This window comes from Anabaena sp. AL09, assembly GCF_001672255.1.
Classification (GTDB): Bacteria; Cyanobacteriota; Cyanobacteriia; order Cyanobacteriales; family Nostocaceae; genus Dolichospermum; species Dolichospermum lemmermannii.
In genome coordinates, this window is the sequence record NZ_LJOQ01000020.1 from 1 (window position 1) to 12,891 (window position 12,891).

Annotated in this window: 13 protein-coding genes and 1 tRNA gene; 6 read left to right on the top strand and 8 right to left on the bottom strand. The window is 41.3% G+C overall.

Features of this window, described 5'->3' with window-relative positions; genetic code table 11:
* Positions 1–193 precede the first annotated feature (193 nt).
* The 3 genes from AN490_RS03495 to AN490_RS03505 are packed head-to-tail and all read right to left on the bottom strand — an operon-like array spanning position 194 to position 3,376.
* Positions 194–1,150: an AAA family ATPase gene (locus AN490_RS03495; RefSeq protein ID WP_366925013.1), complete on the bottom strand. Its 957-nt coding sequence runs from the start codon at positions 1,148–1,150 to the stop codon at positions 194–196.
* Positions 1,151–1,158: 8 nt separating this feature from the next.
* Complete coding sequence (locus AN490_RS03500) at positions 1,159–2,802, bottom strand: IS481 family transposase (protein WP_300000107.1); 1,644 nt, start codon at positions 2,800–2,802, stop codon at positions 1,159–1,161.
* 16 nt (positions 2,803–2,818) lie between these two features.
* A complete protein-coding gene (locus AN490_RS03505) occupies positions 2,819–3,376 on the bottom strand; it encodes a recombinase family protein (RefSeq protein WP_299999992.1) in 558 nt (185 codons plus the stop codon).
* A gap of 487 nt (positions 3,377–3,863) precedes the next feature.
* Between AN490_RS03505 and AN490_RS03510 the strand changes: the two genes are divergently transcribed.
* Positions 3,864–4,436, top strand: coding sequence for a transposase (locus AN490_RS03510; RefSeq protein WP_299999993.1), 573 nt, complete (start codon positions 3,864–3,866; stop codon positions 4,434–4,436).
* Positions 4,437–4,495: 59 nt separating this feature from the next.
* On the opposite strand, the gene AN490_RS03515 is transcribed toward AN490_RS03510, so the two are convergent.
* Both AN490_RS03515 and AN490_RS03520 read right to left on the bottom strand, forming a co-directional pair.
* Positions 4,496–4,569 (bottom strand) — tRNA-Pro (locus tag AN490_RS03515).
* A gap of 163 nt (positions 4,570–4,732) precedes the next feature.
* Positions 4,733–5,260: a GNAT family N-acetyltransferase gene (locus AN490_RS03520; protein WP_299999995.1), complete on the bottom strand. Its 528-nt coding sequence runs from the start codon at positions 5,258–5,260 to the stop codon at positions 4,733–4,735.
* Between the two features lie 401 nt (positions 5,261–5,661).
* On the opposite strand from AN490_RS03520, the gene AN490_RS03525 reads away from it, so the two are divergent.
* Positions 5,662–6,549, top strand: a complete 888-nt coding sequence (locus tag AN490_RS03525) for an alpha/beta hydrolase (RefSeq protein ID WP_041457743.1) — start codon at positions 5,662–5,664, stop codon at positions 6,547–6,549.
* Between the two features lie 63 nt (positions 6,550–6,612).
* On the opposite strand, the gene tsaD is transcribed toward AN490_RS03525, so the two are convergent.
* On the bottom strand, positions 6,613–7,656 hold the full coding sequence (tsaD, locus tag AN490_RS03530) for a tRNA (adenosine(37)-N6)-threonylcarbamoyltransferase complex transferase subunit TsaD (protein ID WP_299999998.1): 1,044 nt from the start codon (positions 7,654–7,656) through the stop codon (positions 6,613–6,615).
* Positions 7,657–7,931: 275 nt separating this feature from the next.
* Here tsaD and AN490_RS03535 point away from each other — a divergent pair, with 275 nt between their 5' ends.
* The 3 genes from AN490_RS03535 to AN490_RS03545 all read left to right on the top strand — a co-directional run bounded on the left by AN490_RS03535 (position 7,932) and on the right by AN490_RS03545 (position 9,368).
* Positions 7,932–8,426: a photosystem I reaction center subunit III PsaF gene (locus AN490_RS03535; RefSeq protein ID WP_015079099.1), complete on the top strand. Its 495-nt coding sequence runs from the start codon at positions 7,932–7,934 to the stop codon at positions 8,424–8,426.
* 39 nt (positions 8,427–8,465) lie between these two features.
* Positions 8,466–8,612: a photosystem I reaction center subunit IX gene (psaJ, locus tag AN490_RS03540; protein WP_015079100.1), complete on the top strand. Its 147-nt coding sequence runs from the start codon at positions 8,466–8,468 to the stop codon at positions 8,610–8,612.
* Positions 8,613–8,906: 294 nt separating this feature from the next.
* Positions 8,907–9,368 carry a photosystem I reaction center subunit XI gene (locus AN490_RS03545; protein ID WP_300000004.1) on the top strand — a complete coding sequence of 154 codons (462 nt, stop codon included), beginning with the start codon at positions 8,907–8,909 and terminating at the stop codon, positions 9,366–9,368.
* A gap of 240 nt (positions 9,369–9,608) precedes the next feature.
* Here the strand turns inward: AN490_RS03545 and AN490_RS03550 are convergent, their stop codons facing one another.
* A complete protein-coding gene (locus AN490_RS03550) occupies positions 9,609–11,990 on the bottom strand; it encodes a phosphoketolase (protein WP_300000006.1) in 2,382 nt (793 codons plus the stop codon).
* A 110-nt stretch (positions 11,991–12,100) separates the two neighbouring features.
* On the opposite strand from AN490_RS03550, the gene AN490_RS03555 reads away from it, so the two are divergent.
* Positions 12,101–12,346 (top strand): hypothetical protein, encoded by a 246-nt coding sequence (locus AN490_RS03555; protein WP_300000008.1) that lies wholly within the window; start codon positions 12,101–12,103, stop codon positions 12,344–12,346.
* A gap of 163 nt (positions 12,347–12,509) precedes the next feature.
* On the opposite strand, the gene AN490_RS03560 is transcribed toward AN490_RS03555, so the two are convergent.
* Positions 12,510–12,891 (bottom strand): tetratricopeptide repeat protein (locus AN490_RS03560; RefSeq protein ID WP_300000010.1); only part of this gene is annotated, 382 nt, incomplete at its 5' end.

Consider the following 12,891-nt stretch of genomic DNA (forward strand, 5'->3'; position numbering starts at 1 on the left):
TGTAGCGACCTGGAATTATAATTGGCTCGACCTGCAATCATCGCTGTTTCCAACCAGAATTAGTTGCAACTATAAATTGACTTGAACCAGAATTAGTTGCAACTGAACCAGGATTAACTGCAATTGAACCTGCAATCATCGGTTTGAACCAGAATTAGTTGCAACTATAATTTCACTTGTATTTTTATTCCCGTTAAAGCGGTAATCCCGCCGCCAACATTTGCTCTTGTAACTCACGCGCTCGTGGTGGATCAAGTTGTCCACGAAACAGTAACTTAATTTCAGCAGGTTTGGCATTGAACTGTTCAGCTAATCCGCTCACGTCATAACCATGTCTGGTGAGAGTGGGTTCCAAATCATCAATTTGCTTAGATAAGACAGACTCAATGATGACAGTGGTTACAGGTTTTACGGCAACTCGATATGCCGCTTCAAAAGCTAGTGTCAAATGTTGTTCAATTTGCAGTGGAGTTCTTAGGCGTGTGGCAAGTAATTCAATGGCTTCAGCATCGAGGATATCACTGCTAACAGTGTCGTCTATAGTACATTCTGATACTAGCCACTCAATATATTCTCGTTGATTGCCAACAATACCTTCCAAAGAGAAGACAGTTGTTCGATACCCAATTTCTTCCATCATGGGACGGCGCAAATCATTTTTCAGCTTTGGATGACCAGCTAAAACTACTGAGAGTATACCACCACTATCTTCAACTACCTCAATTAAACGCTTAAGTCCAGTCAGTGTACTATAGTGTAAGTCATGAGCCTCATCCACAAACAGTGCCACTGGCTTTTTACCTTTTTTAATCAGGTTACGTAGTTCCCGTTCTCGTTTTTCACCATCTTTTGGGATTTTTATTTCTTTATCTGTGGATAAATCGTAAAATAAAGCTGCAATGAGTGTAGGCAAAGTAGTCCGTTTCTTCTCAACACAAAGCGACTTGGAGACTATCATCTTGCCTTCCTTCTCCAAAACATCGAACAAACGTCGTAAAGTAGTTGTCTTGCCACACCCAATAATTCCAGTGATTGCTACCAGCTTTCCTGAATGGATAGCAAATTTAATGTCCTTAAACATTTGCTTTTGGTAGTCAGTCTCATAGTATCCAGCTTTGTTAAATTCTTTAACCAAATGAAAGTGTTCCATAACAACAGTTACGCATTTTGTTCTCCTCCTTTTCGGTTTTGGAAATACTGTCTTACCCGGTCAATAATCGCTTTTTTATTGAGAGTTTCAATTAACAGTGCGTCAATAAATGCCATTTGTTCAGTAGATAATTTAGCCAATGGCAGCGCCAGATAATCCGAAATCGCTAGTTTCGCCAATAATATGCTGGGATATGTAAATTCTTGGTATGGGTCTGGGTTGTGAAAAGGTGTAACAGTTGGTTCCAGAGTCTTGTACTTATCCACCAGAAATTCTATATCTACGTTTTGCTCCAATGCTTCACGTGGTAAGTTCAGTTTTTTAGCCAAATCTGCCACCCGATCTGCTCGTTCTTCAGTTTTAGTTTTCTTGTGCTTACGATAACGATGTAAGGGGATAGGTGCATCAACTGGACAGAATGGACCGTAACGTTGTGAGTTAAATTCAACGTATAACTCGTTATCAAATAAACCCCACCACAAGACCACAGTTTCTCCTGCCAAGTCAGGATCTACTTCATAAGCTACGCCTTCAATTGATACTCTGGCATCGCCACCAACTTTTCTTTGTTGTGGTTCACGAGCAAAATTACAGAATAGCTCCCAACTGCACATTGAGCGTATTCCTGATTTGGGTAAATTTCGTAACCAATCTTCTGTCCGTGAATGTGGTAACTCTCGATGTAATTTTTCGTTATAAAGTAGCAAATACTGTCGCAGCCAAAGATTAGCCTCAACTTCGTTTTCTGGTTCGTGAAAGTGATACAAAGTCTCATAAGCTTCTTTGACTGTCCGAAAAGGTCTTTCTACTTTGCCCTTAGAACGGGCTGTTACCCGCCGACCATCTTTACCCGCAGGCATATGTGTGACCAGTTTGATTTTCAAACAATCCATCACGTTTTGAAATACATGGCTTTTAGCAATTGGTCCATTATCTGTGTAAATCATTTCTGGAATTCCCTGGAAGGGAAATCCGTCAGGTTTTTTTGCTGTCATGGCATTAAACAAAAACCGCAATGCCGCTTCTACATCTTCCCCATAAACACAGTGATATTCTTGGTAACATACTCCACTACGGTCATCAACAACGCTATAAAGCATCAGTAATGGATTCCCTCTGCCTGTTTTTACCCATAAAGGTTGTTTTACGTGTTTTAAATCAGACGTACTTAGGTCAAAATGCCAACACTCATTGCTGTGTTGGGCTTGAAAACGTACCGCAGGTGGTTGCCTGGTCATCCGTTCATTGTCATACCCCAATGCTTTTAAATAGTGATTCACACTACTTCTGGTCAGCAAACCAGCTGGTAATTTGACAAAGCCATCAGGTGTATCCATGCCAGATTTCTCCAACAGTTCAATGGCTCTGACTGTGGAGATATGTCGTCCTTTTTTATTAGTGGTGCGAATTTTTATGGCAGCAATGATTTCACAGTAATGCTCCATTTCTGAGAGTGGGATTTTTCTGGTTTTCCCACTATCTGAGCGATTAATAGATTTGGGACGTGACAAATTACGTAAAGCTCGATATAGAGTATTTTTTGAAACATTGTATGAAGCTGCTGTCTCTTCAACCAAAATTCGACGTTCTTGGCAACGACTGGGCAACCCCTCGAGGCGTTGGCGTAAATTGATGAGTGCCTCTACTGGAATTTGCTTGTATGCCATGTTATGTCTTTATCTCCGCTATGTAGTTATAGAGAGTTGGTTTAGAAATACCCATGAGTCTACAGATTTCGACAATGGTGTGTTGTCCTTCGCTGTAAAGTTTGACTGCTAATTGACGTTTAGCTGGGTCAAGGGCTTTTGGCCTACCTCCTCTATGACCACGCGATCTTGCCGCTACCAGTCCAGCATTTGTTCGTTCACGGATGAGGTTACGTTCAAATTCTGCTAATGCACCAAACAGGTGGAAAATCAATTTGCCACTCTTATTTGTTGTGGTGATGGATTCTTGCAGGCTAGAAAGTCCAATTTCTCTTTCATCTAATCTGGACATGATTTCAATCAAGTCTTTAAGCGATCGCCCCAAACGATCCAGTCGCCATACTACGAGTACATCACCAGTCCGCGCTACCTCTAATGCTAGGGTCAGTCCAGGTCTGGTGACTTTTGCTCCACTTATACGGTCTGAGTAAATCTTTTCACAACCAGCTTTCTGCAAGGCATCTATTTGCAGGTTCAAATTTTGGTCGTCTGTTGAAATTCGGGCATAGCCTATCAACATTCAAAAAACCTCAGTTAGCGAGTAAATTAACTCGTTACTTCTTAAAGTATCTTGACTTAGATTTAATTACCGAGTTTCGTTACTAAACTTTAGCCCGATTGAGGGGTAATTGAGTTTTCGTTGCACTGGTAAAGAAAACGGTCGTTTCCTTTACTGTCAGTTGCAGTTAATTCTGGTTTGAATTCCAATAGTTTTCTTTCTGTGTTGGCATATTTTTTGACTAACCTCCCAAACTGCTGTTTGGTCAGGCTTTCGGGGGAGCAACTAATTCTGGTTCAAACTGATGATTGCAGGTTCAGTTGCAGTTAATTCTGGTTCAGTTGCAACTAATTCTGGTTCAAGTCAATTTATAGTTGCAGCTAATTCTGGTTGGAAACAGCGATGATTGCAGGTCGAGCCGATTATAATTCCAGGTCGCTACAGCGATCGCATTACATCAAAACCCATGTAAAATTGATCATTAATCCGATAATTATCGGTGTAACCAATGATGATCGGGGCAACCACGGGGGGATTGCCCCTACGGATGTTATTTGTTTTTATGGCGTATAATCCTAATGTTCATCGTCGTCGTTCTATTCGCCTGAAAGGATATGATTATTCTCAGGCAGGGGCGTATTTTGTGACTATTTGTATTAACCAGAGGCGATCGCTCTTTGGTAATATTCAAGAAGGTATCATGTACCCTTCACCCGCAGGAGAAATGGTACAAACTGTTTGGGATGAAATTCCTACCCATTACCAAGGAATTGATATTGATGCTTTCGTTTTGATGGCTAATCACATTCATGGCATTATTATTCTTGAACCTAATTGTTCAATGAAATTAGGAGATGTTGTTCATAGGTTTAAGTCTTTAACCACTACTAAATATCGTTATGGTGTTTATGAAAAGGAATGGCCAGCTTTTGAAAAGAGACTATGGCAACGCAATTATTATGAACACATTATTCGTAACGAAAAATCATGCGATCGCTTACGAGAATATATAAGAGATAATCCAATATTATGGGATGTTGACACCCTCCATCCCAACAACCCCGAAAATTTCCCCACGTAGGGGCAAACCCCCCGTGGTTGCCCCAATAATTTGGGGGTGGCGTTCTTATATGTCACAAATCGGGATGACAGGATTCGAACCTGCGGCATCCTGCTCCCAAAGCAGGCGCGCTACCAAGCTGCGCTACATCCCGTAAAGTCACAGAAACCAATCTTCACATAAATCAAATTATGTTCTTTTGGCTCATCTCGACTATCATATCACAAAAAAGAATAAATGCAAACCCAATAATCCAGAAAAATCAGATTTAGGGAAATATACTTAGTTCCCTAATCCCCAAACCCCAGGCACGTTTATCACTGAGGATACCAAAACATTCCTTTTATACCTTCAGGATCTGACATAAAGCCCATCGTCTTATAGAAATCTACAACATGAGGGTCAGCAAAAAGAGTGACATTACTAATTTCTTCATTCCTAAGTTTTTTGAGGACATATTTCATTAATGCCTTACCTAGACCTCTACTTTGAAAATCAGGATGAACGACTACATCCCAAATAGTGGCATTAAAAGCATGATCTGAGGTAGCACGGGCAAAACCAATCAAACGCTTTTTATTTCCTCGTACTTGCCACATAGAGGCCACGAGAAAACTATGCTCAATCGCTTTTTTTACTTTTCTCAGGGGGCGACGTGACCAGCCAACTGCATCACAGAGTTCTTCGAGTTCATAAAGGTCAATATCTCTTTCCGTACTGAAAATGATTTGATCCTTACCTACACTAGAATTACCATCAACTTCCGCTGTATGCTCATTAACAGCAGTGTTTTTATTTGCCGCTAAAGATTCAGGAGTGCTAAACCAAGTTTTCCAAAAACCCATGCCAATGCAGTTCGGGTAGTATGACTAAAATTGGTTTCCACTTTTTAAAAGTGTTGATTCACATTTAACATCACTATGATCATTGCTTGCCAATCCACTAGAAATATTCTAGGTGTTTTAGCGGTTTGTAATACTCACAGCTAGTTATGAGGTGTTTCTTCCCAATCACTCTCAACTCTAGCATTTTGTTTTCACACTACTCCATAAAACTCACCCAAAGGCAAAAATTTTCCGAAATTCAAGTATCTTTCCCGCTTGAGTGACAATTTTACCCGCTGCTGCTTTTATAAACAGAAAATTATGGACTGTAGTGTGAGCGTCTCGCTCACGCGGGCAAGATGCCCGCACTACCAAAAACCTGTATTGAGTCGCACCCACTATTGAGGGGACGATATTTAATTATGGCAACAATAGAAATCTTAGGCGTTCCACATACTTATGAGCTAACGGCTCCCACATCATGCCCCCATACTTTAGTATTTATCCACAGTTGGCTAAATAGTAGCGTATATTGGCAACCTGTGATTTCTCGTCTATCGGTAGATTTACAGTGTTTATCTTACGATTTGCGAGGGTTTGGTGAATCACAGTCCCAGGTGACATCAGATATAGAACTGACTGCTACAGACTCTAGTATGGTTAGTTTGTCTTTGGATTCTATGTACTCTCCATCTGCTTATGCTCGGGATTTGGCTGTGCTTCTCCAACACCTGAATATTTCTAGTGCTTGGCTAATTGGTCATTCTTTGGGTGGCACTATTGCTCTATGGACAGCGACTCAATTACCTGATTGTGTTCAAGGTGTAATTTGTATTAATGCAGGCGGTGGGATTTATCTTAAAGAAGCGTTTGAGCAATTTCGTGCGGCTGGGCAAAAATTTTTACAAGTCCGTCCTCGTTGGCTTTCACAAATGCCTTTGATTGATTTGTTGTTTACTAAAGCTAGTGTATTACATCCTTTAGACCGATATTGGGCGCGTCAACGACTGATTGATTTTATTGTTGCTGATTCAGAAGCTGCTTTGGGAACTCTTTTTGACTCGACTACGGAAGCAGAAATTAACTGTTTACCCCAATTAGTCTCAAAATTAAAGCAGCCAGTCTATTTTTTAGCTGGCGCTGACGATAAGGTGATGGAACCCAAATATATCCGCCATTTAGCAAGTTTTCATTGGCTTTTCCAATCCGTTGGCGATAATGTGATTGAAATTCCTGATTGTGGACATCTAGCTATGTTAGAGCAGCCAGAAGCCGTAGCTGAACATATTCGGTCAATTGTTAGTTGTTAGTTGTCAGTTGTTAGTTGTCTTTCTTCCTTCTTCTTTCTTCCTCCTTCCTCCTGAACTCCTGAATTAATTTTCGTATAACTGCATGACTTGGTTCAGTGAGAGCCGGGAATGGACTCCTAATGTGAGTGGAGAAGTTCTGCCACGTGATAGGTGTTCAACGGCTGCACAGCCAATCATGGCGGCGTTGTCGGTGCAAAATTTTAAGGGGGGGAATAGAACCCGCAAGTTATGTTTACTGGCTGCTGCTTGTAAATGCTTTCTCAGTCCACTATTAGCTGCTACGCCACCACCTACAGTAATGGTATCTAATCCATAGTTCCGAGCGCAGGCGATCGCTCTTTTGGTCAGCGATCGCGCTATAGTATCCTGGAAACTAGCCACTACATCGGCAATTGGTACTTCTTTGCCCTCTTTCTCCAACTGCTGCACTAAACGTAATACCGCTGTCTTTAATCCGCTAAAACTACAATCGTAGGGATGATAACCCCCACCTGGTAAAGAAATTTTGCCCTCCGGTAATCCAAAGGCTTGGGGATTGCCAGTTTGTGCCAGTTTGTCAATTATTGGTCCACCGGGATAACCCAGTTTCAACAACCGCGCCACCTTGTCAAAAGCCTCACCCGCCGCATCATCACGGGTTTCTCCCAGGGTTTCGTATATACCATAATCTTTCACATAAATCAGGCTTGTATGACCGCCGGAAACAAGTAAGCTAAGAAAAGGAGGATTTAAACTTGGCTCGCTCAAGTAAGTCGCGTAAATATGACCTTCCAGGTGATGCACTCCCAAAAAAGGCAAATCATGGACAATTGCCAGGGTTTTGGCAGCCGTTAATCCTACCAGCAACGCTCCTACTAGTCCAGGCGCACAGGTGGCAGCTATCCCATCAATCTGACTCCAATCTAGATGACTAGACTCCATCGCTTGCTCTATTTCATAATTCAGCGTTTCTAAATGCTGACGTGAGGCCACCTCTGGTACTACCCCACCATATTGTTGATGAATAGAAATTTGTGAAGCAACAATACTGCTACACACTTCACGATTCTTAATAATTGCAACAGCAGTTTCATCACAACTGGTTTCAATGGCTAGAACGGTTGTCATAGAATGGGTAATTGGTAATTGGTAATTGGTAATTGGTAATTGGCAATATACATTCTCTCATATCTCCCCCTGCCCCCTGCTCCCTGCTTCCTACCCTGCTTCCTACCCTGCTTCCCTATCTTTTGATTGAGAAGCTTTAACTTTTGTTGACTTAAACTTTACTCAGTTCCCAGCCAAGAGTATGATAACTTCCTAGTTATCTAAAATAAAGACTGTACAAGCCGCTTCGTTTTGTACAAGAAACTTCTCGTTTTGTAATAAAAGGAAACAACTCCATGAGACGATTGTTTGCTTTGCTTTTGGTGATGACTCTTTGGTTCAATTTTGCTCCTGAAGCTAATGCACTAGGCGCAAACCTTGTTCCTTGTAAAGACTCTCCCGCCTTTCAAGAGCTAGCACTAAATGCCCGCAACACCACCACTGACCCCGAATCTGGCAAAAAGCGGTTTGAACGTTATTCTCAGGCGCTCTGTGGCCCTGAAGGTTATCCTCACTTGATTGTAGATGGCAGTCTTGATCATGCTGGTGATTTTTTAATCCCTAGTATTCTCTTCCTCTACATTGCTGGTTGGATTGGTTGGGTAGGCCGTGCTTATCTCCAAGCAATCAAAACAGGATCAGATGCGGAGCAAAAAGAAATCCAAATTGATTTGGGTATTGCTCTACCTATCATCACCTCCGGTTTTGCTTGGCCCGCAGCAGCAATCAAGGAATTGCTCTCCGGCGAATTAACCGCGAAGGATTCAGAAATTACCGTTTCGCCACGTTAATTCATTTGTTTTCAATCACTCATTCTGGAGACTAAATTCATGGCTGAAAAAGGTAACGAAACCAACTACTTGATTACATTCATTTCCACTGCTCCCGTTGCAGCAACTATCTGGTTGACAATCACAGCCGGGATTTTGATTGAATTTAATCGCTTCTTCCCTGACCTCCTTTTCCACCCCCTATAGGTTGAAAATCCGGTTTACAAAAGCTAAGTAAATTAGCTTATGCTTGTAGATTGTCTCATTGAGTTATCAAACCTAGTTAGGTGAAAATATCACTCAAATTAGCAATCTTCACTAATGTATGAAACTCGTCATGTTGTCCACTGTTTCCGGGTTTCATACTTTTCTAAATGAGAAAGTGGCAAAATTAATTTTTATGAAAAATGCCATCTTTCTCATTTAAAAGCGAGCAAACAACATGACTCAAGCAGTAAGCTCATCAAAAACCCACCTAGTGATCCAAGGAATCGAAAAGTTATGGCAATAGCAGCACGTGATCCACAAAAAGGCGATCTAGAAACCCCCATCAATTCCGCTCCTTTGGTGAAGTGGTTTATTAGCAACTTACCAGCTTATCGCCCCGGTCTAAATCCTTTTAGACGCGGTTTGGAAGTCGGTATGGCTCATGGTTATTTACTATTTGGACCTTTCCATAGATTAGGTCCTTTACGCAATGCCCCCAATGCTACCTTAGCTGGTTTATTAAGCAGTATTGGATTGGTTGTAATTTTGACAGCTTGCCTATCCCTATATGCTAACAGCAACCCTGGTAAAGCTCTTGCTAGTATTGCTGTACCCAATCCTCCTGTTGATGCTTTTAACTCTAAGGAAAGCTGGAATAATTTCGCCAGTGCTTTCTTGATTGGTGGTATCGGTGGCGCAGTAGTCGCTTTCTTCTTAACCAGTAATTCTGGATTAATCCAAGGTTTATTGGGTTAATCTAATTCTTGATAATGGGTAATAGTTGCTAATTTGGGCTATTACCTATTGTCGAGAGAAGTATATTAGAAAATAGATAATTATAATTTTACAAAAAACTAATTATAAAATACTAAATTATTCAGAGAAATAGGGACAACTTTTGCAGCATCAACAGAAAAATAAATTGTTTATTGTTATCTCATGTGTAGGGGTTTAGCAGTGCTAAACCCTTACCATAACATCAGCTTAACTCAATTATTAATATGGCCAAGTCCAATCGCGGATTTCTGGCATATCTTCACCGTGTTTCTGAATATACTGCTTATGTTCAATCAACTTATCTTGCAATTTTTGTTTTACATAAGCTGCTTGAGAACCTAATTTTGGTACACGGTCAATCACATCCATAACTAAATGGAATCTATCTAAATCATTCATTACCACCATATCAAAAGGTGTGGTTGTTGTTCCTTCTTCTTTATAACCACGCACATGAATATTCTGATGATTTGTATGCCGATAGGTGAGACGATGAATTAACCAAGGATAACCATGAAATGCAAAGATAATGGGTTTATCAGTTGTGAAAATAGTATCAAAATCCTTACTATTTAAACCGTGAGGATGTTCACTTTTTGGCTGTAGAGTCATCAAATCAACAACATTAACAACTCGCACTTTTAAATCTGGGAAATGTTGCCGTAAAATATCCACAGCCGCTAAAGTTTCCAAAGTTGGAACATCTCCAGCACAAGCCATAACTACATCGGTTTCACTGTCTTGATCATTACTAGCCCATTCCCAAATTCCTAAACCTTTAGTACAATGTTTAATTGCAGAATCCATGTCTAAATATTGTAATGCAGGTTGTTTACCAGCAACAATCACATTGACATAATTCCGACTTCTTAAACAATGGTCGGTTACTGATAGCAAAGTGTTAGCATCAGGTGGCAGATAAACACGAATGATTTCGGCTTTTTTGTTAATTACGTGGTCAATAAAGCCAGGATCTTGGTGAGAAAAACCATTATGATCTTGTCGCCAAACATGAGAAGTGAGAAGATAATTTAAAGAGGCAATTGGTCTTCTCCAAGTAATATGCCGAGTTGTTTTCAACCATTTGGCGTGTTGGTTGAACATGGAATCAATGATGTGAATAAAAGCTTCATAACAGGAGAAGAAACCATGACGACCTGTTAACAAATATCCTTCTAACCATCCTTGACAATTGGTTTCGCTGAGGATTTCCATAACTCGACCGTCCGGTGATAAATGGTCATCTTCCGGGAGAGTTTCCGCATCCCAAGCGCGGTTTGTCACTTCAAATAAAGGATCTAAACGATTTGAGGCGGTTTCGTCAGGTCCAAAAACGCGGAAGTTGCGGCTTTCTTCGTTGAGTTTCATAATGTCACGGAGAAACTTGCCAGTAACTTTGGTAGCTTCAGCGTTAACTGTCCCTGGTTTAAATACTTCTACAGCATAGTTGCTAAAATCAGGAATTTTCAAGTCACGCAGCAAAATTCCGCCGTTTGCGTGGGGGTTGTCTCCCATGCGACGCTGACCTTTGGGCGCTAGTTCTGCCAGTTCGGGAATCAGTTGACCGTTGGTGTCGAAAAGTTCTTCAGGTTTGTAACTTTTTAGCCAATCTTCCAGCAATTGCAGATGTTCCGGTTTACCAGCTATATCACTAAAAGGGACTTGGTGCGATCGCCAATAACCCTCTGTTTTCTTCCCGTCCACTTCCTTGGGTCCAGTCCAACCTTTAGGAGTGCGTAAAACAATCATTGGCCATTGCGGTCGTGCTTGGAAACCATGTACCCGCGCTTCTCTTTGGATACTTTGAATTTCAGGAATGATTGTATCTAATACTGCCGCCATTTTTTGGTGAACTTCCGCAGGATCTGAACCTTCCACAAAGTAAGGTTTATAGCCATAGCCGATAAATAGGCTTTCCAATTCCCCATGGGGTATCCGTGCTAATACTGTGGGATTGGCAATTTTGTATCCATTCAAATGCAGAATTGGTAAAACTGCACCATCAGTAACAGGGTTGATAAATTTGTTAGAATGCCAGCTAGTTGCTAGGGGTCCAGTTTCCGCTTCTCCGTCACCCACAACCGCCGCAACTATCAAATCAGGGTTATCAAATACTGCACCGTAAGCATGAACTAAAGCATAGCCTAATTCTCCCCCCTCATGGATAGAACCAGGGGTTTCTGGGGCGACGTGACTGGGAATACCACCAGGGAAGGAGAATTGCTTAAATAGTTTTTGCATTCCCTCTTCATCTTGGGAGATGTTGGGGTAATATTCGCTATATGTTCCTTCTAAGTAGGTATTGGCAACAATTCCGGGTCCACCATGTCCAGGACCAGCTATGTAAATTGCATTGAGGTCGTATTTTTTAATAACTCGGTTGAAGTGGGCGTAAATCAAGTTTAGCCCTGGGGTAGTTCCCCAATGTCCTAATAGTCGAGGTTTGACGTGTTCTTGTTGGAGTGGTTCTCTCAAAAGAGGGTTGTCAAGGAGGTATATTTGTCCAACAGAGAGATAATTGGCTGCACGCCAATAGGCGTTAATTTTTTGTAATTCTGTGTCTGTTAAAGGTTTTGTCTGTGAAATGCTGGTAATAGTCATTTAAAACTCCAGTCCAAAGTATTCGCACCAATCAGTTTTATAAGGAGAATGCCGAAAACCCTTGAAGGCGTGTCCGACTCAGCAGGACACACCTGTGCAACAGTTGCGGGATGAAGGCTAATTGCAGGATAAATCCTGCACTGACATTTTGTATATATTGTATAATAAACGATTTACAAAAAAGTAGGGGCGAAGCATTCGCTTATAAAAATTATGCGACCAACCGACAACTCAACAGCGCGAATGCTTCGCCCGTACGGCAACGGATTGAACACGCTAAGAAAATAGCGCGTAACGTGTGCAGGTCTAATGTCAATGTAACTGTGATGATTTGTTTAGGGGTAGAAACAGTTTGATAATTTCTACCCATAACTATCCATATATTACTGTTTGTCCAAGTCTTCAATAAGTTGATCAACAAATTCCCTTAACCGTTGCTGCTGGGTTTTAATTTTTTCGCTGACTCCAGGTAAAACCTTTTACAAACAAAAAACATCAGTGAGCTTTAAAAGCCTATACTTAAAACCCTCCTAATGCACGAATATTATCAAGAATGGTAGCTTCCCCACCGCGATCGCCCACAGCCCGATCTATGGGTAAAGCTTGGTTGTAATAGTCCAGTGCTTTTTGCTTTTCTCCTAAAGCATCGTAAACACCACCGATATTATTGAGAGTGGTAGCTTCCCCACGGCGATCCCCTACAGCCCTAATTATGGGTAAAGCTTGGTTGTAAAAGTCCAGTGCCTTTTGCTTTTCTCCTAAATCAGAGTAGACACCACCGATATTATTGAGAGTAGTAGCTTCCCCACCGCGATCGCCCACAGCCCTAAATATGGGTAAAGCTTGGTTGTAAAAGACCAGTGCCTTTTGCTTTTCTCCTAAATCAGAGTAGACACCACCG

Coding starts and splice junctions, on each gene's coding strand:
- AN490_RS03505 (WP_299999992.1), bottom strand. CDS start 3,376: ATGTTGATAGGCTATGCCCGAATTTCAACAGACGACCAAAATTTGAAC.
- AN490_RS03550 (WP_300000006.1), bottom strand. CDS start 11,990: ATGACTATTACCAGCATTTCACAGACAAAACCTTTAACAGACACAGAA.
- AN490_RS03510 (WP_299999993.1), top strand. CDS start 3,864: ATGATGATCGGGGCAACCACGGGGGGATTGCCCCTACGGATGTTATTT.
- AN490_RS03520 (WP_299999995.1), bottom strand. CDS start 5,260: ATGGGTTTTTGGAAAACTTGGTTTAGCACTCCTGAATCTTTAGCGGCA.
- AN490_RS03535 (WP_015079099.1), top strand. CDS start 7,932: ATGAGACGATTGTTTGCTTTGCTTTTGGTGATGACTCTTTGGTTCAAT.
- AN490_RS03495 (WP_366925013.1), bottom strand. CDS start 1,150: ATGGAACACTTTCATTTGGTTAAAGAATTTAACAAAGCTGGATACTAT.
- tsaD (WP_299999998.1), bottom strand. CDS start 7,656: ATGACAACCGTTCTAGCCATTGAAACCAGTTGTGATGAAACTGCTGTT.
- psaJ (WP_015079100.1), top strand. CDS start 8,466: ATGGCTGAAAAAGGTAACGAAACCAACTACTTGATTACATTCATTTCC.
- AN490_RS03555 (WP_300000008.1), top strand. CDS start 12,101: ATGAAGGCTAATTGCAGGATAAATCCTGCACTGACATTTTGTATATAT.
- AN490_RS03545 (WP_300000004.1), top strand. CDS start 8,907: ATGGCAATAGCAGCACGTGATCCACAAAAAGGCGATCTAGAAACCCCC.
- AN490_RS03525 (WP_041457743.1), top strand. CDS start 5,662: ATGGCAACAATAGAAATCTTAGGCGTTCCACATACTTATGAGCTAACG.